The following is a 25,797-nucleotide window of genomic DNA, read 5'->3' on the forward strand; positions in this document are numbered from 1 at the left end:
CTTCGGCTTCTCCCCCTCGGACGGAACCTGGGGCTTCGGCTTCTCCCCCTCGGACGGAACCTGGGACTTCGGCTTCTCCCCCTCGGACGGAACCTGGGACTTCGGCTTCTCCCCCTCGGACGGAACCTGGGGCTTCGGCTTCTCCCCCTCGGACGGAACCTGGGACTTCGGCTTCTCCCCCTCGGACGGAACCTCGTCATTGTCTTTCTCTTGGCCGCAGCCCGGGGCGAGATTGAGGGTCAGCTGCGCGCTGTCCACCTCTGGGTTGTAGTCGTGGCTGTACATACCCATGAACAGGAAGTCAACGCCCTCGACGTCACCAGAATCATTCGTTCCGGGCTGTCGCTCGTACATCACGTCGGAAGCATTAAGCGTGAGAGTATCGCCGTCCTTGCTCCACTGTGCCTTACCTTGACCGAACGCCCCTTCACCAGTACGCTTGTTGGCTTCAACGCGGTCCTCCGGGGTGTACTGCGTCATGTGCTTGCCTTCAACAAAGTAGGCCTCGTAGCCGGAGCCGAGCTGGGCCTTATCGCCTTCGGTCTGCACGAATGGGTTCGTCATCTTGGAGTACAGCGCTCCGTGGTGTCCAGTGAAAGTAATCGAAGAGTCCTTGGCCTTGATCTTCGATGCAGTGACATTGCCGGCCTCGTCCACAGAGACTGTGGACGCTTCCGGATCGACTTCGAAACCGAAGGTGAAATCGCTGCCTGTCGGATCGCCGTTTTCCTTCACCGTTCCGGTCGTCTCCCAGTCACCGTTAGCGATTCGTCCCTTGATGTAGGAGCGCCAGGAGTGCTTGATACCCCAGTTGAAAGTGCCGGATTCGATGGTGCAGGATTCTGCTTCTGCCGCGGTTGCCTGCGGCACAGTAATCGCCGTCGCTGCGATAGCGGTCACCAAGATTTTTTTAAACATGGAAGTCCTCCAGTTGATGCGAGAAAAATGAATTGATTGTGGGCGCGGCACGCTGTGGTTGTACCTGCAGCCCGTCGACGGAGATCGGCCAGCCGTACACCTCTGACAAGATGGGACCGGTGAAAACCTCCGCCACGCGCCCTTGAGCTGCGATCCCCCCGCGTGAGACGCACACGATGTGATCGCAATATGCGGCTGCCGCGTTCAGGTCATGGAGCACCACGAGTGCGGTTACTCCTGCCTCGCGGGCTAGGGCTTTCGCAGAACCCAGTAGCTGTTCTTGGTGGCGGATATCGAGGGCCGCTGTCGGTTCATCCAGCAGGATTATTGGAGTATTTTGTGCAAGAACACGGGCAAAGGCCACCCGCGCACGTTCACCACCGGAAAGCGTGCTGATATCGCGTCCGGAGAGATGCGCGGCTCCAGCTGTTTCAAGGGCAGCTTCGATAAACTGCTCGTCAAGTTCGGCGTGGGGCGTTCCGCGCCAAGGGCGGCGGCCCATCGCGACAACATCGCGTACCAGAAATTCAAAGGACACCGAAACATCCTGAAGCATCACCGCACGTTTGCGTGCGAGCTCACGGGGCGAGGTCTTCGGCGACAAACCGCCGACACTGATTTCACCGGAGAAGTCGATATCACCCGCGATCGCGCCAAGGACAGTTGACTTCCCCGCACCATTCGGGCCAATTAGTCCGGTGACCTCGCCTGGCCGGGCATTAAAGGTCACGCTGTCAACGAGGGTAACCCCGTCGACTTGGACGGTGAGGTTGTCCACGTTCAGCATCAGTGCACCCCCTTTCGCATCATGCGGCGCAACAGGATGAAGAAGGTCGGTCCGCCAACTAAGGCGGTAAAAATACCGATTGGGAGGTCCGCAAAGGGAATCAAGGTTCGTGCTGCCACATCCGCAAAGCCGATGAGCACCGCACCACCTAAGGCGGATGCAGGAATGAGGATGTGGTTTTGCGGTCCTACGATGCTGCGTAACAAGTGGGGAACGATGAGCCCAACGAAGCCGATGAGGCCGGCGAAGGACACAGCAGCTGCGGTAAGCACTGCGGATGCCACAATTGCCACGATGCGCAACACAGACACATCTACGCCAGTGTGCACAGCAGCGCGTTCGCCCAGCGCAAGAATGTCAAGTTGCCTGCCCAAACGCAGGGCTACTGCTATACCGATAAGGACGATGGGAAAAACAACCCATACGTGCTTCCACTGCGAGCCATTGAACGAACCCATCTGCCAAAAAATGATGGCTTCCCGGTTGGCGGTCGGTGCTAGGTACACCATGAAGGAGATGATTGCATTGCACACTGCATTAATGGCGATACCCGTGAGGATCAGGTGAACCACCGTGACGCGACCGTTATAGCGTGCAAGTTGGTAGATAATGAAAGTAACTAAAAGTGCGCTCAAGAAAGCCAGCGCTGGCACAGTGAAAGTTCCCACGAAGGTGAGGTTGAAGACGAATGCTACAGCCGCCCCAACACCTGCACCGGAGGTCACTCCGATGATGGATGGCTCCGCCAGAGGATTGGCAAAGATGGCCTGCATCAACGTGCCGGCAACGCCTAGAGCAGCACCTACGAGTAGCCCCAAAACCAAGCGCGGCAGGCGAATATTCCATACCACGCTGGCTGTGAGGGACTCTTGCCCCGGCCCTAAGGCCAGAATCGGGAACAGATCAGAAAGCGCAATGTAGTACTGTCCGAGGACGATCGAGATGAGTCCCGCTAGAACAGCAAGCACCGCTAAGAATATGAATACCGATATCCGCTGAGTGCGGCGTCGTGTGAAGACGTCGCTATGCATTGTCTGGGTCATATACAGCCTTTGCGAGTTTGACCAGTGTCTGACCGGTCATGGGGCCGAAGGCCAGGGACTGGCCGTCAGGAATGGTGACGATGCGCTGCTTTTGACCAGCAATGGTCTGAGCCACACCAGGACGTTCCAGTAGTCCGTCGACTCCGCCAGTGGATTTCAAACCATCGGTCATCATGATGATCACCTCTGGGTTGATGCGGGCCAGCGCTTCTGCGTTAGCAGGTTCGGCATAAGAAAGGTTGTTCTCCGCAGCGAGGTCGACTCCCCCTATTCCTTCGATGAGGTCTTGGGCGCCGGTCCCCTCCCCCATGATGAAGAACACGCCACCGTTCCCGCGGGCGTAGAGGAAGGCCATACGCATTGGTTCCTCGGGGGCAATGGTCTTAATGGCTTCCTTCGACTCATCAATTTCCTTGATGGAGCGCTCTGATAACTTGCGGGCCTCGTCCGGAAGCCCGACGGTCTCACCCAGCGTAATGATGTCTTCGTCAACCGAGTCGATGGTCCGCTGCGGTTCCATGACCACAGTGGTCACGCCTGCTTCACGGATCTGATCGATCGCATCACGGGGCCCAATGGAGTGGTCCACGATAACGAGCGTCGGATTAAGTTCTAGGACTGCCTCAACATTGATATTGTGGCCGCCTTCAGTCACGACAGGACGATCCGCCAGATTCGGTTCAGTGGAAGAGACGGTGCGGCCAACGATATTGTCCGCGAGCCCCAATCCACTCAGCGTTTTGGTGTAGGTCCCATAAATATCGAGCGCCAGAATCCGCGAGACGTCCGTGACGGAGACGTCATAACCATCAGCGTCAGTAAGTTCCACCGGAAGGGCGGGCTGGACTTTAGTACTTACCGGCTCGATATCGGCGAAGTCACTTACCTCAGTAACGCCTTCGAAGGAGCGCGGGTCGGAAAGGTCCTGCGGGTCCGGTAGCTGGTCTGTATAGCTTCCTTGCACGCCACAGGCAGTCAATCCCACGATGCACAGAAGCGGGAAAAGGAGACGTAGGAGAAGTTTCACGGCGATCTTTCTAGGAGTTGTTCATAATGAGGCGGCTGGTGGAGCCTCCGGCGATAATGAGCCCGGCGATGAACAGGAGGAGGTAGGTAACTAGGTCATCGGTGGTGCCGTTCTCGGAGTTCGCGGACTTGATCTGGAATTTCTTTGAACCATCTTCGTAGCCCTGCGACGAGTCACTGGCCAGCGCGTTGTCTACTGCTTCGGAGTTGACGCCGCCACTGCCCTTCGCCTCGGAGCCGGCACTGTCTCCCGCACTGGACGAGCCGCCACCACTATTGCCGCCAACAGCGTCGTTGCAATCGGCGTTTCCGCCCAGGCTGGCGTTGAAACTTAGCGGATCGAGTTGTGTTCCAGGTTCATAGAATTCGGCGAATGCCTTGGAGCCAACGTCAGTCAGGGATACTGTTGCTTCACCCGAAACGGCATCTGTCCCCACTTCCAGAGACGTGAAATTCAAGTCGGCGATGGCGGTGCGTCCGAAGTCCTTCTTCTCGCCTTCCATGTTGGAGGAGCGCACGTCGCCGATTAGTTTTCCGGTTTTACCGTTGAAGGAGATTTCTAGATTCGCAATATTGAGGTCGAGCTTGCCGTGGTGGCCGGTGAACTGGATGCTTCCGCCGTAGCGCACGGAACCCGCGCCGTCCTTAACTGCGCCTGAGTTGCCGGAAAACTGGAATCTACTATTGCTGTATCCGACTCCCGAGAGATCCCATTTTCCTTGCGCAATGGAGCCGGTGATATAGGACTGGAATGACTTCTTCACTCCCCACTGCGCCCTAGCTTGGGTCACACCGGTGGCTTGGCAGGTTTCGTTGGCTGCAGAGGCTGCCCCTGACGAAGAATCCGCCGAGCTCGTCGCCCCCGAAGCACCGGAGTTAGGCACTCCAGCTGTCGACGCTCCCACGCTGGATCCGTTGCCAACTGCTGCTGTTTCTGGAAGGCTGTTGGCGCTTCGGCCCGGGGTACTGGTGCTACCGGAGGTAGAGTTGCCAGACTGCGCGCTAGCCGACACCGCTGGAGCCGCAGCCGAGTTGGTGTCGCCTCGCTTCTTGAATGAGTCCAGCTCGTCCAAGAAGGCTTGGGTATTACCCATAAACGTGGTGACACCGTTCATGGTGTCGTTGGTTTCGGACAACATAGCCATGACTTCCTTGTTGAAGCCCGTAAAATTGCCGGTAATAGAGTTCAGCTGCCGTTTCGAGCCAGATCCATTGTCGGCTGCACCGCCGGAACCAGAGCAGGATCCATCCAACGCGATGGTGCCTGAGGAAGGATCGAGTTCTTCGCCCTGCTCATAGAAGCCCGTGAAGAGCTTGACTCCCCCGGCGCTAAGAGACGTGGTTCCCGTCAGGTTCACTGCCGAGCCGTTGTCCTTGACAGGCTCCTGCAGATTAATGGTGGCGATGACCTCATCGTCGCCCTTAATCTGGGCCCCGCGGGTGTAGTTGCTTCGGTTCAGTTCATAAGAAACGTAGTCAACCGTCACTTTTGCTTGGTCACCGGAAGCAATGACCTTGAAGTCCGACATTGTCATGTCGAGAACCCCGTCATGTCCTGTGAAGTTCAGCGTGCCTTGGAACGGGATGGTGACTGTACCGCCAGAGGACGTGGGCGCGCTGGCTTGGAACACAAAAGCACCGTTGCCTTTTTCATCACCGCTAAAGCCGATACCGCTGGCTCCCCAGCCGCCGCGGGCGATATTGCCTTTGATGTAGCTTCGGAAGGATTGCTTGATCCCCCAGTTCCACGTACAGGAAGTCTCTGCGTGAGCTACCGGGGCGCTGTTCAAAAATGGAACGGCGCCGAGAGCAAGGGGAGCTGCGATCATCACACCGCATGCTGAGCGCCAGAGATTGCGAATCATGTTGAGAACCTTGTTTCATCCAGGACTAATTATAGGCTAGGCTTGCCTTGGTAAGGTCAGCCTGCCCTAAATTAACAGGTTTGTCAACATATCAACTAAACCGGAGGAAACAGCATGCACAGCCACCCCCACACCGATATCTTCAGGAGCATCTACCCCGACGTAGATCCGGCCCAAAAGTTCCCCCCTACTCTGTCGGAACGCGTGGCGTTAGCGTTCGCCGTCGGCGTTTTCATGTTCGGCGGAGTGAAGGGAGACCTACTCATCGCTGGCGCAGGGCTGGTGTTTGTTGTGGGCTGCGTTTGGACGCTTTCCCGAAAGACTCCCCGGCGCATCCGTGCCGAAGCGCGTAGCCGGTTCCCCCAAGAACCATGGGTGGAAAACCCTAGCCCCCTTATCCCCGCTTTATGGCTCGTGCTCGGTGCACTCGCCGTATCCGCGTGGTGGTTTACCCCTGATGAGTTTCTCACATGGAGCGCTTCCGCAGTGGCTATCCTGGCAGCCGCTGTAACGTGGTACATGCCGGCTATACAAGCTCGTCGCACGGATGTACCTGAAGGACCTGATTCAAACCCATAACAACCCCGAGCTTCCGTGATGCCGCGAGCCCGATCCTTGAAGCTAGCAGGCACAAATGGGCAGGTTACCCACCCCACAGGAGCCCGGTTCCGCAAAGTTCAGCACATCAATAGGACAGTAGGCGGGGAATACAGCTACCATGCCATCTGTGTCTGATAGATTCCGCCAATTGCCGCCGCCTGGCCCCGCTTGGGGAGGCAGTCTCATGGGTACCTCGATCGTATCCCGCCTCCTTGTCGAAAACGGTTTGATGATTGGCTCCGCCGTGTTTGCTGGCATTGCCTGTGTCATCTTCTTGGTTCTCACCATCGGTTTTGCGCGCTACCGCCAGCCCAGCTTTGCGCGCACAACAATGGCGGAATGGTCGATGTACTTTATTGGAATCTTGGCGCTCGGCGCGGCACTGTCGGGTCTAACGGGTATTCCAGCGTTCCGGCTCGTGGGTTTCTGGATCGGTGCTCCCGTCACCGTTGTCACGTGGGCTATTCAGCTCACCCGCTTCGACGGCCAGCCACGGTTTACCTGGGGATTGCCGCTGGTGGGACCCATGATTTCCTCCTCTGTCGCCGGGTTCTGTGCCCGCGATTACGGCCAGTTCTATCACTTGTTGGGCACGGGCTTTTTCGCCATGTCGATTCTCACGGCCGTCCCAACGTTCATCCGTGTGTACTGGGCCGCGTGGCACAGCAAAGTGGATCTCAGTGGCCCGAACTCCGCCACCGCCTGGGTGCCGCTGGGTGTGGTGGGACAGTCCACCACTGCGATGCAGATCCTCTACCCAGGTAAGTTCTCCGTGTACTACGGTCTCACCGCGATGATTATCGCTATCCCCCTTGCTCTGTGGGCAATGGCGAAGTTCTACCCCAACGTCGTACGGTGGGCGGAGTACACACCGGCCTGGTGGGCATGCACCTTCCCGCCGGGAACGGTGAGCATGGGAGGCCACCAAGTCGCTCTCGTCAACGGCTCTGAGCTTTTAGATCTCATCTCCCTGAGCCTGCCTATCTTGCTCATTGTTCACTGGACAGCCTGTTCCAGCCGCTTTGTCAGCTGGGCAATCGAGGGCCGCCGAATTGCTGAACGCACAAAAGAAAGTGGCCAGCCCGTTGCGGGCTAGCCACCGTGCAGCGCAGTTTGTTTACTTTATTTACTCCGCAGCTTTGACGAACTGAATGACGTGTCCCTGGGTGACGAAGGCAATGGTCGAATCGTCGATGGCGTAGACGTGTGGCTTGGCGTAGACAAGATCGGTGAATGCCTTAGCATCCTCCATCACGGACTTTTCGCAGCCCTTTTTCGTGGTCATCACGTCCTTCAATTCCACGGTGCCGTTCTTTTCGTCGACCGCGTAGGTGCCGCTGCCGCCGTTGCAGCCGTCATCAACGGCAACGGTGCCGTCTTCTTGGAAGCCGATGGTGATGTTCTTGTTCTTCTTGGCTTCAAACGGGCCGTCAAGGAGAACCTTGTTGGCCTCATCGGCAGAGAGTGGTGCCTTCAGGCCCTCGACGTCATCGATCTTTTCGACAACGCCGGAGCCCTTCTCATCATCTTGGCCGCCAAAGATCTTGGAGCTCAGCTGTGCGAACTGGCTGGAGCCGGAGGCGAAGGGGTTGGTGGGGGCAGATTCCACAGCACCAGCAACGCCGGTGCCAAAGGCGCTGCAGGTCAGTGCTGCGAACGCGGTTGCAATGGTCGCTTTCTTGAATGTGTGCGTCAACATGGTTTCACCCTAAAAAGCATCACGCTACAAACACAAGGCTTTTCATGGGTTTGTACTACAACTTTATACTTTCCCCAAGGAAACCATTTGTCTCACAGCTTTGACACGCACCGGCAAGATTTTACTTGTCTTCAGACTTGACGAACTGAATGACAATACCCTGGGCGCCCAAGGCATAGGTGGAATCGTCGATAGGGAAGACTGCAGGCTTAATCTCTAGAATCGACTTGAAATCCTGGGCATCAGCCATCACCGGCTTATCGCATGCCATCCTGGTCTCAGTGAGATTGTCAATGACAATCGCATCAGCCCCGTCGAAGTGGTAGGTGCCAGAACCGTGGTTGCAGCCATCGTTGTAGGACAGGGTGCCGTCCTCGTTGAAGGTGACAGATACGGCATCGTTCTTCTTGGCCTTGAAAGTGCCGACAATCGCCTTCTTCGCTTCATCGGCAGGAAGCTTGTCCTTGAAGCCGTCGACCTCCTCATACTTCTCGATGAGGCCGGAGCCCTTCTCATCATCCTTGCCGCCGTCATTGTTGCCGCCCTTGTTGCCAAACAGCTTAGAGCTCAGCTCTTCGATCTGGCTGGAGCTGGAGGCGAAAGGGTTAGCGGAGGTCGGTTCCGCAGCACCAGCAACGCCGGTGCCGAGGGCGCCGCAGGTCAGTGCTGCGAGTGAAGTTGCAATGGTCGCTTTCTTGAGTGTGTGTGACATCATGGTTTTACCCTAAAGAGCACCACACCCACACCTCAAGGGATTTCATTAGTTTGTGCTACTACTTTATGCTTCCGCCAAGGAATCAATCCTTCTCCCAGCTTCGCCATGCCGCTACCACTGACCTTTATTGCCCTCGACCGCGCCAACGTTGATGCGGTGCGCAACCTGCTTGCAGGCTTACCCAGGGAAGGCATCTATCTGCGCCGCGGCAATCTGCTGCTCGAAACCTCCTACCTGGGTCCAGGTGCGCGGGATGTGTATGCCACGGCATGGAGCTATGGGCTTAGTGATACCGCCCTGTTCTTCGCGCTTTCCTGTCATGGACAGCTGCTGATGACGGTGGAACAGCGGGTCGTGGTGGGCGTCGATAAGCACAGCCCGTGGATTAGCCGAGAAGAACTAGAGGACTCCATCGCCGACGGCGAGGTGATTGTGGTGACGGAGCCGAAAGAGCTGGCTTACTGGTTGCGCTTGACGTAGCCCATGCGAGGACGGAAGCCCTGCGGGTGCTTCATCTGCGCCACGGCATCCCCGATGATCATGCGGTGGCGGGCGCTGACGGACGTCGGCATCTGCGCCACGGAGAACCACTGGGCGGCCAGGTTCTCTTCGTCGGAGATAACCGGCTCCGCATCATCCGGCACGGAGACCCGGATGGCGGTATCCATGTAGAGACACTTATCCCCATTGGGGCAGACTACTGGGCCCACCTGGCCCACGCCGAGGAGCGCTTCGATGCGACCATCGAGGCCCACTTCCTCCTTGACCTCACGCAGTGCAGTCGCCGTGACCTCCTCACCCGGCTCACAGATACCGGAGACGGGAGCCCACATGCCATTATCGGCTCGCTGGGCCAGCAGCACTGAAGGCAGCTCCCATATCGCAGAACCGGTAGGAACCGCCCGCACAATAATCGCGGTCACGCTGGGAAGGAAGAGCTGGTCGTGACCAATTTTCTCACGCAAGGACAGAATATACTCAGGAGTGGGCATGGCTTTTATCCTACTGGTTTAGAGGGCTTCCAGAATTCCCGGGAGGAGAGCTTCAATATCGGCGGCCACAGTAAAGGACATTTCCGCGCCGGCATCGGGCGCGCACTCGGCGCCGTCGATAGCCGCATCCGTCGTCCCAGAAAGCACGCCCACGATGACCCCTTCCTGCGGGGTTCCCGGTGCGCCATACACCGGCGCGCCAGAGTCGCCGCGGGCTGAGCAGGCCTGCGCCCGCGCGGACATCGTATCCACCGTGCGTTCCCCATACGTGAGCTTGCCTGGACCTTCGCGGTGCGTGAGCTGCCCACACGTCTCTCCTGTGATGCGCCCCAGCTTGCACACCTGGTCAGGCAAGGTGCTCTCCCCTGCCGCGGCGACGGAGGTGGGCATGTCCTGCGGTGCGTAGAAGTCAATGTCGCGGGTAATCTCCACCAACGCGAAGTCGAGCTCGTGCGTTTCCGGCGCCGACAGATCGGAATAGATGATGGTGCCCACAGGCTCAGCCGGGTATGTGAATTCCCCTTCGGCGTTGCCGGCCCACACGGTATCGCCAGGCTCACCGCAATGGGAGGCGGTGACGGCGATCGTGCGTTCGCCGCCAAACACAAAGCTCCAGGCCACCGTGCACAGGTTGAAGTCGAAATTCTCACCTGGAACGGGCTCACCGGAGCTGACGTCCAAGGCGGCACCTGGCGGCACCGGAGATGATTCCGGCGTTGTTGCCCGCGGTGGTGCGGCCACCACGGTCGAATACGGCGCGCTGCCTGCCGCAGAGAGGGGTTCCTCCACAGAGACGCAGGAGGCCGTAGCTAGCCCCACGGCGCACAGGACGCCGGGGAGGATGCGCCTAGCCATCCTTCTCTGGGCTAGCCTCTTCCGTGTTCTTGGCCTTTTCTTTTTCCATCTCCGCAACCTGCTTCATGTCACGGATGAACTTCTCTGGATCAAACTCCGTGTAGTATTCCGGTCCTGAGAACTGTTCCTGTGCCATGGTTTAGACCTCCGTTGTGCTAATCGACGCCATAATGTAATCCTTCACCGCTGCCGCATCATTCGGCAGATCCTTGACGTGGCGCTCAGCGTCGAGGATGCCTTGGAAGCGCTCAGGAACCACCGGTTCTTCACCGATGGCCTCCACGATGGTCTCGGAGAACTTCACCGGCAGGGCCGTCTCAAGACACACAATGGGGCTTTCCACTCCGTATTCTTCCTTGACCGTGCGGGCCACCTTGATGCCGTCCGCGGTGTGCGGGTCGACGAGGACATCGTACTTCTCGTGCACGTCCTTGATGGTGGCAAGACGGTCTGCGTGCGTCGAGGCACCAGACAGGAATCCATAGTCCGCGTGGGCAGCGTCGAGTACGCGCTTGTCGACGCTAAACCCGCCTTCCTTCACCTTGGCACCGAAAAGCTCGTCCACCTGCGCGGCATCGCGGCCCAGCAGATCGAAGACGAAACGCTCAAAGTTGGAGGCACGGGAAATGTCCATCGACGGCGAGGAGGTCTTGTGCGTCTGCGCCGAGGAGCGCGGACGGTAATTACCCGTGCGGAAGAATTCATCCAAGACGTCGTTCTCATTCGTGGCCACGATGAGACGGTCAATCGGCAGACCCATCTGGCGGGCAATGTGCCCGGCACAAATATCACCGAAGTTACCGGTCGGGACACTGAAGGAGACTTTCTCGGTGTTTTCCGCGGTGACTTTGAGGTAGCAGTTGATGTAGTAGACAATCTGCGCCATGAGGCGAGCCCAGTTGATGGAATTCACCGCGCCGATGCGGTACTGAACCTTGAAGTTTGCGTCAGCAGACACAGCCTTAACCACGTCCTGGCAATCATCGAAGACACCATCGAGGGCGATGTTGAAGATGTTGGGGTCATCCAGACCGAACATCTGAGCTTGCTGGAACGGGGTCATCCGCCCGGCAGGGGTCAGCATGAACACGCGGATGCCCTGACGCCCGCGCATGGCGTACTCCGCAGAAGAACCCGTATCGCCCGAGGTAGCGCCCAGAATATTGAGGGTTTCGCCACGGCGCACCAGCTCGTACTCGAAGAGCTCGCCGAGCATCTGCATCGCCATATCCTTGAACGCAGCGGTGGGCCCCTCAGAAAGGTGGCCAATGTACAAGCCCTCTCCCAGCTCGCTGACCGGGACGATCTCCTCGTTGGCGAACTTCGGGAAGGTGTAAGCGCGCTGTGCGATAGCCTCGAGATCCTCTTCCGGAATATCATCCACGAAGAGCTTCAGTACCTCCGCAGCCAGCGCTGTGTACCCGCCTTCCGCGAGCGTCTGGCGCCACGCGGTCAGAGTGGCATCGTCGATGCGCGGGTAGGATTCCGGCAGGTACAGGCCTCCGTCAGGAGCCAGGCCTCCCAAGAGGATGTCCGTAAAGGAAGCCGGCTGCCGGTCGGTGTCTCGGGTCGAAATGTACTTCACCCCCTGCATCTTAGTGGGTTGGGCGTAAAGTATCAGCCATGTCGGCTCCTCATCCTCGCGAAGTCATCACCACTAAAGCCCTGTCTGTGTGGGTTGCCGCGATGCTGGTGTACATCGTGGCGATGACTGGCCGTACCTCCTTCGGCGTGGCCGGGTTGGAAGCTATTGACCGCTTTGAGGTGGACGCCTCCCGGATTGCGGTATTTACCTCGGTTCAGCTGGGCGTTTATGCTCTCGCGCAGATTCCTACTGGGTTGCTCATTGATAAGTTTGGGCCTCGGCGCTTGCTCGTCATCGGCTCCGTCATTATGGGCATCGGCCAAGTGGTGTTGGGTTTTACCGCCAACTATTGGGTTGCCATCGCCGCGCGCATTTTAATCGGCTTAGGCGATGCCACTGCCTTCCTTTCGGTGATGCGTATCCTCCCTTATTGGTTTCCACTGCACCGCACTCCCATGTTCACGCAGGTGACCTCATCGCTGGGTCAGCTGGGCCAGTTCATGTCTGCCATCCCGTTCTCCCTGGTGCTGGGGTGGGCCGGGTGGACTACAGCCTTCGTCACCTTGGGCGCGGTGGGCATCCTCATCGCTGTGGCCGCCGCGGTGGCGGTGGCAGATTCGCCCGAAACACTGGGGATTGTTTCTGCCCCGAAGGAGCGCCCCAATGCTCAGCCGCGCCGCTTGGGCTCGCTGCTGGCCTCGGTGCTGCGTTCCCCGGTGGCCTGGCAGGCTTTCTTTATCCACTGGGTGGGACTCGCTGCCACCAATGTTTTCGTCATGCTGTGGGGGATGCCGATGATGACCGCGGGTCTGGGCTTTTCCAAAACGGAGGCTGGCTGGGTACTCACCTGGTTTAGTGTGTGCATGGTCCTCGTTGGACCTCTCCACGGCAAGATTTCCTCCCGTGCCAGTGGCTATCGCCCGTGGCTCACGCTTGGTTTCGTCGCGGTTAATATCACTGTTTGGATTGTCTTCTTCCTAGCGGGCGGCAGCTACTTGTCCTTGTTTATCCTCATCAGCCTGGTGTCGTTGTGCACGCCCGTGGCGAACTATGGTTTCGATATCGTGCGGGAAAACCTTGACCGCACCGTGGTGGCCACCGCGACTGGCCTGGGGAATATGGGCGGGTTCATCTCCTCCATGCTCGGCGCGCAACTGTTTGGCGTGGCGCTCGACCACCTGGGTCACGGCCCGGACTACCCCATGACGGATTTCAAGCTTGCTGCGTTCGCAGTGCTGGGCGTGTGGTGCATAGGAATCGTGGGCGTCATCGTGACCCATTTCTTGCGTGGAAAGGACTCTGGCCCACGCGCCACCATCGTGCAGGTGGGTTAGCCTGCGGGCAGCGCGCTTATCGACGCCTCCAAGGGCACCCCATTCGCCACCGCGAACATTCCCAATCCCCCGCCGATGGGAACGAGGATAGCGAGGCTTACGCCGCACACGGTTCGCAGGAACTCTCGCAGTTGTCGCCGTTTCTCCACGTCAACGCACCAACCTTTATCGTTTCGTTATCTGTGCGTTTGAGAATAAGGCGTCCTCCTGCCAAGAGCGTGCTGGGTTTCTGCCGACTACCTGCCAGAAGCTGGGGGTTTAATGCGCCGGGTTGGATTCGGCGACGATAGGCCCCATGGCCGGGGTCACCAGGCCGGCGTCGAAAGCGGCGAGTGTGCCCGCGGCATCCTCCTTGGTGATCTTGTCGTTCGCCACGGCTTTATCCAGCTCAGCTTTGAGAATCTGACGGGAGCGATACACATCTGAGGACACCGAGAGGATTCCGCGCGGCACGGATTCCGCGGGGATGCCGAGCGCTTCTGCCAACGCCACGATGCGGTCTTGCTCCGCTGGATCCACGTACGCGTTAAGCGATTGGTCCTGGGGCACTCCGCCATCGACGACGTCCTTGACGGTGAGAGCACCTTCGGATACCTGCTGACGCTCTGTCACCCACCAACCAGTGACGACAACAGCGACAACCGCCAGCACCACCGCGATCCACACGGCGATAATTTGCTTGGACTTCACGCCCATCAGTCTAGTTCGCTCTCATCCGCACGGCTTAATCCGTGTCGGGGTCAAACGTGCCAAAGGAGCTGCCACGCGGCGGGTACGGACGGTCGAGGCGCTCGGAAAGGGCATCAATGATGGAACGGATGGTGTTTTCGGCAACGGGACGGTCAAAGTGTGAGCGCTGCTGTGCGTCCTTCTGCGGTTCGACTGGGCGCACGCGTGGCTTATCGACGTCCACCCGCATCACCGTTCCATCCACACTCAGCGCTGCGTGCGGATCACTATCGGCAGCCCGCGCTGCGGCGAGAAATGCTTCAAGGTCAGCGAGGGTGGCATCGTTCAGATCGAGGGAAAGGTTAAGGCTCATGGTGTGGTGTTCCTTCTCTGTGGATTGAGTGTGGTCTGTTGTTTGTGCTTTTGTGGGTCTTCAGGATGTGAGCAGTGGGAAAATCTTTTCCTAGTGCTAAGGATATAGATTTTTAGGGAATCGGTTTAGTCATGTTCAAAGGACTCCGCTTCTCCCCAGAACACCTCATCCACCACTTTGCGGGCATGGCGTGTGACTTTGAGATAGTGCTCGAGGAAATCTTGGTTATTCTCTGGCGCCCATCCCGCAGCGCCAGCGACCTGCGCCAACTGCGGTCCTGGTGCCGGTAATTGGTCCACGCGTTTGCCGCGAACAAGGACTAAAGCATTTCGGGCATCGGTGGCCAATAACCAGGCTTCACGCAGCTCCTGGACCTGCTGTGCCGGAATAACCTCATGTTCCTCCAGCGCATCCAGCACGCGGAGCGTGGAAGGATCATGTAACTCCGGTACCTCGTGTGCATGCATCATTTGCAGCAGCTGTACGGTCCACTCGATATCGGTCAGACCACCTCGCCCCAGCTTGGTGTGGGTATTGCGGTCAGCACCGCGCGGCAGGCGCTCATTATCTACGCGTGCCTTCATACGACGAATATCACGAAGCGTCTTCTCGCTCGCTCCTTTGTCTGGGTAGCGGAACGTATCGATCATGGCCATAAACCGCTCTCCTACTGCCTCATCGCCGGCAACAAAGGCGGCGCGCAACAGGGCTTGCATTTCCCAGGATTCGCCCCATCGCGAGTAGTAGCGCTCATAAGATTCAATCGAGCGTGCTACGACACCTGACCTTCCTTCAGGCCGCAGGCCCAAATCGACCTCAAGTGGCGGGTCTCCAGAGGGTTTGGCAAGGCGACGACGCAGCTTGTCGATGATGCCAATGGCCCACGCCATGGCCTCTGATTCCTCCTTGCTTTCAGTGGGCTCAGCAACGACGATGACGTCAGCGTCCGAGCCAAAGCCTAGCTCCATTCCGCCTAGACGCCCCATGCCGATGACCGCGATACGTGCAGGAGGTTCCGCATCCTCGTTGTCTATCCGCCACGCGCGGACTTCAGCCCTCAGTGCAGCTTCAAGGACGGCATTCCAGATCGTGGAAAGCTCGTGACACACCTGCTGGACCGGTAGGAATCCGAGAAGGTCTGCTGACGCAATACGGGCAAGTTCCACGCGGCGCAGCGACCTCGCGACGGCCACAGCCTTATCCGGATTGGCATGACGCTTGCTCGAATTGATGAGTGCCTTCGACACCTGCTCCGGCTTAGTCTCCAGTAGCTTCGGCCCGGCTGCTCCATCAGAAAGCTGCTTGACCACATCTGGCGCTTTGATGATGAGCTCCGATGTGAACGGCGAGGTGCCCAGAATCTTCATGAGGCGTTGTCCTACGACACCTTCATCACGCAACATGCGCAGGAACCAGTTACGGTCATAGGCTGCTTCCGATAGTTTGCGGTAGTTCAACAGCCCCATGTCGGGGTCTGCAGTAGCGGAGAGCCATTCCATCAGTGTGGGCAGCAAGATGGCCTGGATACGGGCCTTGCGTGAGCTGCCTGCCGCCAAGGATGTGAGATGCTCGAAGGCGCGATCTGGGTGCCGGTATCCCAAAGCTGCGAGCTGCAAAAGCGCGGCTTCTCGGGAAAGTTTGAGCTCGTCTGCCGACATCGACGCCACAGAGTTGAGAAGTGGGCGATAGAACAGGCGCGAGTGCAGTTCTGAAATGAGCAAGCGGATTTTTCGCAGATGCTCATTCATTCTGTCCGCGGCTGATTGCTGGCCGTGGGAGTGAAAACCTGCGTTAATAGCAAGCCACTTAAGTGCAGCGGCATCATCATTTGCCGGCATTGTGTGCGTGCGGCGGAATCGCTCCAGTTGTAGACGGTGCTCTAGCAACCTCAAAAACTCATAAGCTTCAATGAGCTGTGTGCCGTCTTCTCGCCCCACGTAGCCCGCACGCACAAGAGCTGCGAGCGCATCGACGGTGGCCAGCGAGCGAAGCGTTTCATCAGAGCGCCCATGCACCAACTGAAGCAATTGCACTGCGAACTCAACATCGCGCAAGCCGCCTTCGCCGAGTTTGAGCTCGCGATGGCGCATGTCCTCCGGTACATTCTCGAGGACGCGACGACGCATGGCTTGAACATCCTCTACAAAGGACTCACGCTGGGATGCCGTCCAGACCATGGGTCCGATTGCGTCGAGGTAGTCTTCCCCGAGCGGGAGATACCCGGTCTGTGGACGTGCCTTGAGCTGTGCCTGGAACTCCCACGTTTCTGCCCACCGCTTGTAATACGCAACGTGCGAATCCAAGGTTCGTACTAGTGCGCCAGATTTTCCCTCTGGTCGCAGGTTCGCGTCGACCTCAAAGAAGCAGGCCGAGCCGATGCGATTGAACTCTGAAGCCAAGCGCGTTACTCGAGGCGAGGCGTCCGAACCAACGAAGATGACGTCAACGTCTGAGATGTAGTTAAGCTCCCCTGCTCCACACTTGCCCATTGCCAGGACGGCCAATTGCGCATCAAGCGGTTGATCACCATAGACAACGCGAACTGCGCCGGCTAGAGCGGCCGTCAATGCGGCGTCTGCCAGAGCTGTCGTAAGCCGCGTCACCTCGCGGAAACCGACGCGAGGTTGCGGTCGCGACTGTCCCTTTCGCGAGTGAAAGGTACCAGCAAGGTCGTGCGCGGCGATGCGCATCATCAGAGTGCGGTACACGGTTTTGAGTTGCGCCTTATGGTCTCCTGGTGTGGCGCGGTAGGTTCCGGGGGTTGTCAGATCTTTACTCGCGGAATCGGGGCGCTCTGGCTCTTGAGCAAAGGTTGCGGGTTCTGCTCCCACCGTTGTGAGAAGGGTATGAAGCATCTCGGTAGGCGTCGGCAGCGCTCGCTGCAGTTCTTTCCATGCTTCTGGGTGCGCTGCAAGATGGTCACCAAAGGCTGAAGAACCACCGAGTAGTGCAATAAGACGCACGCGGAAAGTCTCGTCTTCCTGCATCGCGGTAATGACCTCGGGTGCTCCGTCAACAACCCGCATGAGGGTATTGAGCGCCATGTCAGGATCGCCTGCCGCAGCCAAAGTCCACAGCACATCGAGTGACTCGGCGTTGTCCCACCCTAATTGAGCAAGGTCTTCGGCAGCAGTTGGCCTCGTCAGCCCGAGAGTTGCCGGTGACGGTACAGATGCAGGACGCATGCTTCTCCTAGAAGTTCAGGTTGTGGCGCAGTTCAAAGGCCGTAATCTGCTGCTGGTATTCGTGCCATTCATCCCACTTAGCGCGCAGGAAGTACTCAAAGACATGCTCTCCCAAGACTTCCGCCATAAACTCAGAGCGCTCAAATTCACGAAGCGCCTGATCCAAGCTCGTAGGCAAATCCTTGTAGCCCATTGCGAGGCGTTCCCGTCGCGTCAGCTGGTGGACATCGTCTTCTGCTGGATCTCCAAGCTCGTATCCTTCCTTAATTCCTCGAAGACCTGCGGCGAGCAGCACCGCGTAGCCCAAGTAGGGGTTCATTGCCGAATCCAGCGAACGAATTTCTACCCGGCGCGACATTTCCTTGGACAGGCGGTACGTGGGCACACGCACGAGTGCAGACCTGTTGGATACTCCCCAGGTCACCGACCCCGGAGCTTCGCTACCGAACATGAGGCGCTTGTAGGAGTTTGTCCACTGGTTGGTGATTGCGGTCATCTCGACGGCATGCTCGAGAATTCCAGCAATAAATTGCTTTGCCGTTTCCGACAGAGAAATTTCGTCATCCGGATCGTGGAAGGCATTCGAGTCACCCTCAAAGAGGCTCAAGTGCGTGTGCATACCGGAGCCCGAACGGTGCTCGAAAGGCTTGGGCATAAAGGTGGCATGCACGCCTTGCTGAGAGGCTACCTCCTTGATGACGTATCGGAAGGTCATAATGTGGTCTGCCATCGTCAGCACATCCGCATGACGGAGGTCAATTTCCTGCTGCCCTGGGGAGGTTTCGTGGTGACTAAATTCCGTAGCGATCCCCATGGACTCCAATGCATACATGGAGCGACGACGGAAACTGGGCGCGTTGTCATGAGTGGCCTGGTCAAAGTACCCGCCGTTGTCCGTCGCAACGAGGTTATTGATATCGCGGGCATCCTCGAGAAGATAAAACTCTACTTCCGGCGAGGCCATACAGGTAAAGCCCTCGTTGGCGGCCTCGGTAACTTGCCGGCGCAGAATATGGCGTGGATCCACCATCGAGGGCTGGCCATCAGGCTGGGCAATATCGCAGAACATGCGCGCCGACAATAGCTCCGGCTCGTCTTTATCGAAGGGCATGATCTGAAATGTCGATGGGTCCGGCATCGCGATGGTGTCTGCTTCAGAGATGCGCGAGAATCCCTCGACCGATGAGCCGTCGAAGCCAACGCCTTCCTCAAACGCAGATTCCAGTTCCGAGGGGCTCATCACCACGGATTTCAAGGCGCCCAGGATGTCAGTAAACCACAGACGAATAAAGCGGATATCGCGTTCTTCAACCGTGCGGAGGACGAATTCGTGTTGGCTGTTCATGCTTTAAACCCTACCGGCGGGCGCCGCGCCCAAGCTGAAAGTCGCCAGGATTGCCCCCGCACCGCCAAACGTTCTTCCTGTTCGCAAGAGTAACTCGGGGGCAAGGAATTTCTAATTTACAGCCCCTTCTCCAGGCAGCATGCTTGAATAGCATCACACACCGAACACATGTACCAAACAGAAAAGGACAATCATGAACGCTTACTACTCAGCTCTCAGTGACAGAGGTATTGAGCTCGTCATTAGCGCGGCTCAACATGGCTGGTCTCCCAAAGACCTTCTCCACGTGCTTGGCAGCTACTGCTACCCCATTATCTACCGTGCCGCTGGCCGTATACCGGCCCACATTACGTCTACGGTACTCCGCAAAGAATGGCTCACCCTCGAACCACCAACATCCATGAGTATGACTACTCAAGAGGTGGAGACTCTCGTTGAAGAGGTAACGAGACTTCCTTGGCTGCGTGACGTCGATGTTCTCGCAGAGAAGACCAATTCCAGTCCTTTACGCAACAGCAAGGAAGAAAAGATTCGAACCAAAATCATCAATCTTCTCAAGAAGGCAGAGTCGACTCCGTACGAGGAAGAAGCCAGTGCGCTCATTGCCAAAGCTCAAAGCCTTCAGCAACAGCATCGCCTCGACGGACTGTGTAGCGATTCCCCTATAAAATTCGTCTCCAAACGAATCCACATCAGCGCGCCATATATCAACCATCAATCGACGTTGCTCAGCGTCATCGCGGACAGAAATGGCTGCTCCGCGCTACAACTTCATCCTAAGGGAATTATCACTATTTTCGGCGCTGAAGATGACCTCGACCATGTCATCGATCTCTTCACATCTCTTCAACGGCAGTGCGATTGGCATATGCGCCACGGCGAACACGCCGAGACTGCGCAGCAGCTAGGCAACCTCGCTTCCTACCGCCGCAGCTTTATCTTGTCCTACGCTTCTCGCATTGGAGAACTCCTCGATGAAGCTAATAAGTCTTTTACGCCTCAGGACGCTGACGACACTGACTCAGGACCGTCAACACAGCAGGGTGCTCAAAACGCACTAGCTCAATCGCGTCGCGCACTTCATGCTCTGGATCAGCGAAGACTCGATGCAGAGGCAATCCGTGACCGCTACTTTCCACGCGCACGGACGATATCTCTGGCCATGGGAAGCCATGCCGGCGTCTCCGCAGGGGCATCTGCGGCCGAAAAATCTCGCCTCAGCGGCGATTCTGCAGGGGTGAAAGGACGCCGACAGTTAACACGCTAAGCAAATAGAAGGACGCACAAATGGGTCCCGTACCCAGGTAAACTAGATACATAAGACAGGGCATTTTCCGCCCGAAAATGAACTATCCCTCCTCCCGACGAAGGTGTGTGTATGTCTCCGAAGACGTTCTTAGAAGTCGAAGCCAAGTTCGCCGTGGACGAATCCACCCCGGTACCTGATCTCACCCAGCTCGAAGAGGTCGCACGAGTCGCAGAAACCCGTCATCACTCGATGTCCGCGATTTACTATGACACCGAGGATCTTCGCCTTACCCATGCGAAAATCACGTTGCGTCGTCGTACAGGCGGCAATGATGATGGCTGGCACATCAAGATTCCAGGCGATGCGGGACGCACTGAGATTCGTGCCGAGTTGGGCGAGCCGGTTGACGGCCGCTACGAGGTTCCGGCAGAACTCATCCACGAAGTTCGCTCTGTAATCCGCAATCATCCTCTGGCCCCCATCGCACAGGTCGACAACAACCGCACCGAGTTGTTGTTGGTCGACGACACTGACCAGCCTGTCGCGGAGTTCTGCGATGACCACGTCACCGCTTTCTCCTTCCTTCCCGGCGGCACGCAGTGTGCATGGCGCGAATGGGAAGTTGAACTCGCGGGAGAACTTCCTGCCACCAAGAAGGGCGGCTCACTCCTTCGTCACGCCACTTCGCTCCTCATTAGCTCTGGGGCTCGCGTGTCGTCTTCACCGTCGAAGCTAAAGTCAGCCTTGGGTGACTCCATCAACAATGTTGCGTTGCCGCCGGCTCTTGCAGTGCCGAATCTTGACCCGGACTCCCCCGCTGCTGCTGTTGTAAACGCGCTCAAGGCTAACCGCGACAAGCTCGTGGAGTACGACCCACGCGTTCGCCGCGACGAGTGGGATTCCGTTCACCAGATGCGCGTTGCTACCCGTGAGCTTCGCAGCCACCTCCAAACGTTCCACGGAATTGTTGTCGGTCCGGAGATCGAACGGTTGGAGTCGGATCTCAAGCAACTGGCCAGTATGTTGGGCGTTGCCCGCGATGCTGAGGTTGTCGAAGAACGGTGGCAGAACCTCCTCGCATCTGAAGATTCGGATGTGCTGGATGAGGCAACCCGTGAGCACATCGCGCATGACATGGGCCGCGACTACCGCCGAGCTCATCGTCGCGTCATTGCCGCTCTCGATTCCGACCAGTACCTTGACCTCCTCGATGCTCTCGATGCTTTCCTGGCCAACCCACCAGTCGCGGGTGAGGACACCGAGTTCGAGGGCGATGCAACTGATTCCGATGCGGAGTCTGCAGCATCCGAATCGGCAGAAGAGATTGAATCTCCAGAGAAGCAGGAACAGCCGAAGGAATCCAAGCCGAAGCATGCTAAGAGCGAGGATGCGGAGCACCATGACCTCGATACCGTTATGGCGCTGCACCTCAACCAGGCGTACGACAAGCTGGTGAAGCGCCACAAGAAGGCGGTTAAGAACTGGGATAACACCGAGTTGACCTTGCATGAGCGCGAGGAGTACTTCCACGACATGCGTAAGGCTGCCAAGAAGCTGCGCTATGCTGCTGAGGCTGCGGGCTCTGCCACTAACCTCAAGACCAAGAACCTTTACAAGGCCTGCAAGAATATGCAGTCGGTCTTGGGTGACTTCCAGGATTCGGTCACGTCCCGAGACAAGCTCATTGAACTGGCAGAAACGGCACGTCGCCGGGGCGAAGACACCTTTGGCTATGGCCTGCTCTACCAGCGTGAGCGTGCCATCGGCTTGGAAGCACTCGACGCTTACGCAGAGAGCTTCAAGGCGATTAAGTCAGCCTTCAAGCCGCTGCGTAAGAAGCTGGATAAATAACTCTGCCTACTCGAGCGGTGTAGAACGACACTGACCCCACTGTTTCCCTTATCACCCAGTGTGCGAGGCACTCGGTGGATGGGATTCAGCGAGGTCAGTTCTTTGTCAGCAGATGCTGCTCAAAAGCGCTGCTTTAGTAGTCGTCTTCGGCTGCGTCCTCGGCATCGGCCGCGGCCGTGCGGGCATTGGCAATCTCGATGGCGTGCTCGGCTTCCTCACGGGAGTCATAGGGGCCCATGCGGTTTTCCCAACCGGAAACCTTGCCCTGTGATACCTCACCGGTAGAGGGATCGTAGAACCACTTCTTGTCAGCGTCAGCCATTGTCTTCTCCATTCTGGGATGCTCATCCCTCATACTGTGAACCGCGGGAATTCGCTCACTTCTCTGGCGCGGTGGCCGGAAAGGTGGGCTTTCGGGTCTCGGTGCACCCCACACTACAGACCGGCGGCGCTTCGTGCGGCTAGAATAGACAGGTCACTCTCTTCTGCACCTGTGCAGAGAACCTATCGCCACCAGCAAAGGAGTACCTTCCCCGATGCCCCAGTGGACTGCCCCTTCGACACCGGTCGTCGACCGCGCACGCACCGCTCACCGCGATAATGTCGGCACCGAGCCAACACATATCGCGAGTGCCCCGGCCACGTGGTCGCTCATCGGCGAGCACATCGACCACTTCGGCGGCATCGCCATCATGGGCTTGGCGGATCTTCGCGCCGCAGTTGCCGTTAGCCCCCGAGACGATGGCACCGTGTCCGTTCGCTGCCTGTGCGCTGACGGCAGCACCACCGAAGATTCCATCACTTTGGAAAAGGTGTCCGCTCTTGCTACCGAGCAGCAGCCCAGCGTCGATTCTGAGGGCCAGCCTGTTGTACCCCCTGCACCGAAAGGTGAGCTGGCAGCCCGTCTGGGCGGCATCGTCCACACGATGATCAACCGCCAGCTGCTGTCCCGCGAAACTGCCGGTGCAGACATCACGGTGGTCACGGACATTCCAGACAACGCGGGCTTGGGTGCTGCTGCAGCAGTCGATATTGCGACCGCTCTTGCGTTGCTGGGAGGGGCTGATGAACCGCACGATGCGCCTTTGCGTGCACGTCTGGCTGAGGTCTGTTCGCAGGCGGTAGGAACTTTCGGGCGCTTCCCCGCCTTGCGTGCCCGTCACTCCGCGGCACTGCGCGGAACGGGTGAATCCATCACCATCATCGACTATGCCGATGGCTCCGTCACCCAGGCACCACATGCGGTGAACCAAGACCTCGTAGCGTATGCGCTTGCTGTCCCCGGTGACTTTGACTGCGAAGAGACGATCGCTGATATTCGTGCCCGCGAGCGTTTCATCGATGACGCCTGCCATGCCTTCGGCACGGAATCGCTACGTCTCTTGCCGGATGCACCACAGCGTGTGCTTGATTGGTTGGCAGCCGTCCATAAGATTCACGGCCCTGAGAATCAGCCCACCATTGCCCAAGCCACGGCATGGTTGACGTTTTATGCAGAGGAAACCCAGCGTGCCCAAGGCGTGGCCCGTGCGCTGCGCTCACGCCGCGGCACGGAGCTTTTCCCGTTGCTGACGCAATCGCAATCTGCCCTTGCTACGGTCTATGGTTTTGATTCTGCGGAAAAGCTTGCCCAGCTGGCGACTGCCCGCGGTGCTGCTGCCGCACGCTCAGCGCATGCGGGTACCTCAACAGCGGTCATCGCGTATGTCCCGAGTACTAAGGCCACCAACTTTGCCGCAGATTTGGCTGAGGATGGGTTGCTCGTGGTTCCACTGAACGCCGGCGCACCGGCGGTGACCGAAAGCTAGTCGGCGGGCCAAGCAAAGAGCACGTCGCGCTCAGCGACATCAGCCTTAACCAGCGAGACGGTGGTCTCGCTACCCGTGGGAGGCTGGCCCACAGCCTCCCCCATCACTGGCGGCTCCAAGATAAACAGGCGTGCTTTGTCACGCTTTTCGCCGCCATCGACCACAACTGACTCGAAGTTGGTGCCCACCCAGGGAGCCAGCACGGTGGCCTCAGTGAGATTGAGGCAGGCTCGGTCTACCTGCGAAGCCAGCTGGGACGTGGAGCGCATCGTAAAGATGACATCCCCGGCGCGGTTGCGTACCCATTCAGGAACCTCGTAGCCGCCACTTAACGCGAGGCAGACTTCGGTGGCGAAGCGATCGACGAGTCGACGCAACGGCGCTGTGACGTGGGCGTAGTAGCCGCCGATACCCGCATGAACGTCAGCTGGAGATTCTTCGAGCCACACATAATCAGCGCCGCGCAGCAGGCGCTGGGCTTCGCGCATGACTGCCATGCCGCGGGGAGAGTCAGCATCGACTGAGTGCAAGAACTCAGAAATTGATTGGCCTTCCAGAGTAAAACCCAGCGCTTGGGCTTCGGAGCGGAACTCAGCCTCAGCTTCCGGGGTAGCAGCTGCCAAGGTGCGCAAGAAACCAACGCCATGGGATTCCATGAGGCGGCCCGCGCACATGCCAGTCAGCAGGGAAATCTCCGAGTTATAGTCCATGACTTCGTAGCGCGGCTCGATGATGAGCTCATAGTGGTCTTGGTCCTCGCCTGCTTCTGAGTCGGAGGCCTCGGACACTCGCTGAGACGGCAGGCGGAGGTTAATGGCGTCGCGGCGCAACGAGGAGGCTTGGCGTAGCTTGCCTACTTCCGGTAGCAACGCAATGGAGGAATGCAGGGAACCATTCTCCAAATCCTCGTGAACCTGGTCGTAGTCCAGCCGTGCGCGGTTGCGCACGAGGGCGCGCTCCACCGAGAAGTCCTGCACCTCGCCGGCGGAGTCGAGGTCGAAGGTCCACAGGACGGCGGGACGGTCGACGTCGGCAAGCAGCGAGGCCCTATCCTCCGAAAGCTCAGCCGGGTGCAGCCGTGCGGGCTCATCGGGAAGGTAAATGGTCTGCCCGCGCTTGAGGGACTCCTCTTCGAGGGCAGAGCCGGGTTCGATGAAGGCAGCCACGTCGGCGATGGCATAGAGCACGCGGTAGCCGCCATCGCGGGCTTCGATGAACACCGCCTGGTCCAAGTCCATCGAACCTACCGGGTCGATGGTGACCAGGGGAATATCGCGGGCATCGCGGCGCTGGTCCGCAAAGCGGTCCTGCGCGGAGGCAGCCTGTGTGGTGACCTCTTCGGGGAAGTCGGTGGGGACGGAAAACTCCTCCGCGATGGCGCGGAAATCCAACGGTGCGGCATACAGCTTCATGCCGCCCCATTGTTCCAAAAAATAAAAATGTAGGAGCGAATGAGCCAACCTATAAGCCGGATTCTGTACCGCGCACCACGGCGCGGTGGTAAACATCCATCCAGGCCAACCGTTGCCGGGTGGCTCAAGCAGCTACCTTCAGGCTTCGGCGAGCAACCTACTAACGCCTGATCAGGCCCGCTAGCGTGGCGGGCCGTGATGCCTTGCTCCCAGTGGGGTTTACCCAGCCACCGCCATCACTGACGGTGCTGGTGCGCTCTTACCGCACCGTTTCACCCTTACCGCTTGCCCCTACACCGCGCCGAAGCGCAAGCGGAGGCACGCGGCGGTTTACTTTCTGTTGCACTTGCCCGCGGGTCACCCCGGGTTGCTGTTAGCAACCACCGTGCTCTGTGGAGTCCGGACTTTCCTCGGCCCGCGCCTTGCCCCAGGAAGGGGGCCGGTTCGACGGAACGCGTTTACCCGGTCGGCTCATTCGCGCCTGTT

General features: G+C 58.4%; 24 protein-coding genes and 1 other RNA gene. 7 read left to right on the forward strand and 18 right to left on the reverse strand.

Annotated features, from left to right (window positions below; all coding sequences use genetic code 11):
* From QP922_RS04780 to QP922_RS04800, 5 genes are all read right to left on the reverse strand, one after another.
* The coding region (locus QP922_RS04780) for an HtaA domain-containing protein (protein ID WP_284808133.1) at positions 1-918 on the reverse strand (918 nt) is incomplete at its 3' end.
* Positions 911-1,705 (reverse strand): ABC transporter ATP-binding protein, encoded by a 795-nt coding sequence (locus tag QP922_RS04785; RefSeq protein WP_042531671.1) that lies wholly within the window; start codon positions 1,703-1,705, stop codon positions 911-913. The genes QP922_RS04785 and QP922_RS04780, both read right to left, overlap by 8 nt.
* Positions 1,705-2,748 (reverse strand): FecCD family ABC transporter permease, encoded by a 1,044-nt coding sequence (locus QP922_RS04790; protein ID WP_042531673.1) that lies wholly within the window; start codon positions 2,746-2,748, stop codon positions 1,705-1,707. The genes QP922_RS04785 and QP922_RS04790 overlap by 1 nt, the downstream gene beginning before the upstream one ends.
* Complete coding sequence (locus QP922_RS04795) at positions 2,729-3,775, reverse strand: heme/hemin ABC transporter substrate-binding protein (RefSeq protein WP_042531676.1); 1,047 nt, start codon at positions 3,773-3,775, stop codon at positions 2,729-2,731. The genes QP922_RS04790 and QP922_RS04795 overlap by 20 nt, the downstream gene beginning before the upstream one ends.
* Before the next feature lie 10 nt (positions 3,776-3,785).
* Positions 3,786-5,639 carry an HtaA domain-containing protein gene (locus tag QP922_RS04800; RefSeq protein ID WP_070670313.1) on the reverse strand — a complete coding sequence of 618 codons (1,854 nt, stop codon included), beginning with the start codon at positions 5,637-5,639 and terminating at the stop codon, positions 3,786-3,788.
* 114 nt (positions 5,640-5,753) lie between these two features.
* Between QP922_RS04800 and QP922_RS04805 the strand changes: the two genes are divergently transcribed.
* Together QP922_RS04805 and QP922_RS04810 are read left to right on the forward strand one after the other, a co-directional pair.
* Complete coding sequence (locus tag QP922_RS04805; protein WP_042531680.1) at positions 5,754-6,218, forward strand: hypothetical protein; 465 nt, start codon at positions 5,754-5,756, stop codon at positions 6,216-6,218.
* Between the two features lie 139 nt (positions 6,219-6,357).
* Positions 6,358-7,335, forward strand: a complete 978-nt coding sequence (locus tag QP922_RS04810; protein ID WP_083311835.1) for an SLAC1 family transporter — start codon at positions 6,358-6,360, stop codon at positions 7,333-7,335.
* A 30-nt stretch (positions 7,336-7,365) separates the two neighbouring features.
* On the opposite strand, the gene QP922_RS04815 is transcribed toward QP922_RS04810, so the two are convergent.
* Both QP922_RS04815 and QP922_RS04820 read right to left on the reverse strand, forming a co-directional pair.
* A complete protein-coding gene (locus QP922_RS04815) occupies positions 7,366-7,938 on the reverse strand; it encodes an META domain-containing protein (RefSeq protein WP_042531684.1) in 573 nt (190 codons plus the stop codon).
* A 121-nt stretch (positions 7,939-8,059) separates the two neighbouring features.
* Positions 8,060-8,653 carry an META domain-containing protein gene (locus tag QP922_RS04820; RefSeq protein ID WP_284808134.1) on the reverse strand — a complete coding sequence of 198 codons (594 nt, stop codon included), beginning with the start codon at positions 8,651-8,653 and terminating at the stop codon, positions 8,060-8,062.
* Positions 8,654-8,758: 105 nt separating this feature from the next.
* On the opposite strand from QP922_RS04820, the gene QP922_RS04825 reads away from it, so the two are divergent.
* On the forward strand, positions 8,759-9,133 hold the full coding sequence (locus tag QP922_RS04825) for a hypothetical protein (protein WP_284808135.1): 375 nt from the start codon (positions 8,759-8,761) through the stop codon (positions 9,131-9,133).
* Here QP922_RS04825 and QP922_RS04830 read toward each other — a convergent pair.
* From QP922_RS04830 to thrC, 4 genes are read right to left on the reverse strand one after another with little or no spacing between them, the layout of a single operon-like run.
* Complete coding sequence (locus QP922_RS04830) at positions 9,112-9,645, reverse strand: NUDIX hydrolase (RefSeq protein ID WP_284808136.1); 534 nt, start codon at positions 9,643-9,645, stop codon at positions 9,112-9,114. The two genes, QP922_RS04825 and QP922_RS04830, sit on opposite strands and share 22 nt — an antisense overlap.
* Positions 9,646-9,663: 18 nt before the next feature.
* Positions 9,664-10,500: a trypsin-like serine protease gene (locus QP922_RS04835; protein WP_284808137.1), complete on the reverse strand. Its 837-nt coding sequence runs from the start codon at positions 10,498-10,500 to the stop codon at positions 9,664-9,666.
* The gene (locus QP922_RS04840) at positions 10,493-10,636 is read right to left on the reverse strand and encodes a hypothetical protein (RefSeq protein ID WP_284808138.1); all 144 of its coding nucleotides are present in this window, start codon (positions 10,634-10,636) and stop codon (positions 10,493-10,495) included. The genes QP922_RS04835 and QP922_RS04840 overlap by 8 nt, the downstream gene beginning before the upstream one ends.
* A gap of 3 nt (positions 10,637-10,639) precedes the next feature.
* Entirely contained in the window at positions 10,640-12,085 is a 1,446-nt protein-coding gene (thrC, locus tag QP922_RS04845) for a threonine synthase (protein ID WP_284808139.1), read from the reverse strand.
* A 38-nt stretch (positions 12,086-12,123) separates the two neighbouring features.
* On the opposite strand from thrC, the gene QP922_RS04850 reads away from it, so the two are divergent.
* Positions 12,124-13,419: an MFS transporter gene (locus QP922_RS04850; RefSeq protein WP_284808140.1), complete on the forward strand. Its 1,296-nt coding sequence runs from the start codon at positions 12,124-12,126 to the stop codon at positions 13,417-13,419.
* Between the two features lie 258 nt (positions 13,420-13,677).
* Here QP922_RS04850 and QP922_RS04855 read toward each other — a convergent pair whose 3' ends face one another.
* From QP922_RS04855 to QP922_RS04870, 4 genes are all read right to left on the reverse strand, one after another.
* Positions 13,678-14,115, reverse strand: coding sequence for a hypothetical protein (locus QP922_RS04855; protein ID WP_284808141.1), 438 nt, complete (start codon positions 14,113-14,115; stop codon positions 13,678-13,680).
* A gap of 28 nt (positions 14,116-14,143) precedes the next feature.
* Positions 14,144-14,461, reverse strand: a complete 318-nt coding sequence (locus QP922_RS04860; RefSeq protein WP_284808142.1) for a Cgl2226 family protein — start codon at positions 14,459-14,461, stop codon at positions 14,144-14,146.
* A gap of 125 nt (positions 14,462-14,586) precedes the next feature.
* A complete protein-coding gene (locus tag QP922_RS04865) occupies positions 14,587-17,646 on the reverse strand; it encodes a bifunctional [glutamine synthetase] adenylyltransferase/[glutamine synthetase]-adenylyl-L-tyrosine phosphorylase (RefSeq protein ID WP_284808143.1) in 3,060 nt (1,019 codons plus the stop codon).
* Between the two features lie 7 nt (positions 17,647-17,653).
* On the reverse strand, positions 17,654-18,991 hold the full coding sequence (locus QP922_RS04870; protein ID WP_284808144.1) for a glutamine synthetase family protein: 1,338 nt from the start codon (positions 18,989-18,991) through the stop codon (positions 17,654-17,656).
* A gap of 193 nt (positions 18,992-19,184) precedes the next feature.
* Between QP922_RS04870 and QP922_RS04875 the strand changes: the two genes are divergently transcribed.
* Both QP922_RS04875 and QP922_RS04880 read left to right on the forward strand, forming a co-directional pair.
* Positions 19,185-20,258, forward strand: a complete 1,074-nt coding sequence (locus QP922_RS04875; protein WP_284808145.1) for a DUF2786 domain-containing protein — start codon at positions 19,185-19,187, stop codon at positions 20,256-20,258.
* 111 nt (positions 20,259-20,369) lie between these two features.
* Positions 20,370-22,091 (forward strand): CYTH and CHAD domain-containing protein, encoded by a 1,722-nt coding sequence (locus tag QP922_RS04880; protein ID WP_284808146.1) that lies wholly within the window; start codon positions 20,370-20,372, stop codon positions 22,089-22,091.
* Positions 22,092-22,224: 133 nt separating this feature from the next.
* On the opposite strand, the gene QP922_RS04885 is transcribed toward QP922_RS04880, so the two are convergent.
* A complete protein-coding gene (locus tag QP922_RS04885) occupies positions 22,225-22,413 on the reverse strand; it encodes a hypothetical protein (protein WP_039676191.1) in 189 nt (62 codons plus the stop codon).
* Between the two features lie 214 nt (positions 22,414-22,627).
* Between QP922_RS04885 and QP922_RS04890 the strand changes: the two genes are divergently transcribed.
* A complete protein-coding gene (locus QP922_RS04890; protein WP_284808147.1) occupies positions 22,628-23,899 on the forward strand; it encodes a galactokinase family protein in 1,272 nt (423 codons plus the stop codon).
* On the opposite strand, the gene QP922_RS04895 is transcribed toward QP922_RS04890, so the two are convergent.
* Together QP922_RS04895 and rnpB are read right to left on the reverse strand one after the other, a co-directional pair.
* Positions 23,896-25,311 carry a ribonuclease catalytic domain-containing protein gene (locus tag QP922_RS04895; protein ID WP_284808148.1) on the reverse strand — a complete coding sequence of 472 codons (1,416 nt, stop codon included), beginning with the start codon at positions 25,309-25,311 and terminating at the stop codon, positions 23,896-23,898. The genes QP922_RS04890 and QP922_RS04895 overlap by 4 nt on opposite strands.
* Positions 25,312-25,347: 36 nt before the next feature.
* An RNA gene (rnpB, locus tag QP922_RS04900) (RNase P RNA component class A) lies at positions 25,348-25,785 on the reverse strand.
* Positions 25,786-25,797 lie beyond the last annotated feature (12 nt).

The organism is Corynebacterium sp. MSK218 (assembly GCF_030232655.1).
In the GTDB taxonomy this organism is placed as follows: Bacteria; Actinomycetota; Actinomycetes; order Mycobacteriales; family Mycobacteriaceae; genus Corynebacterium.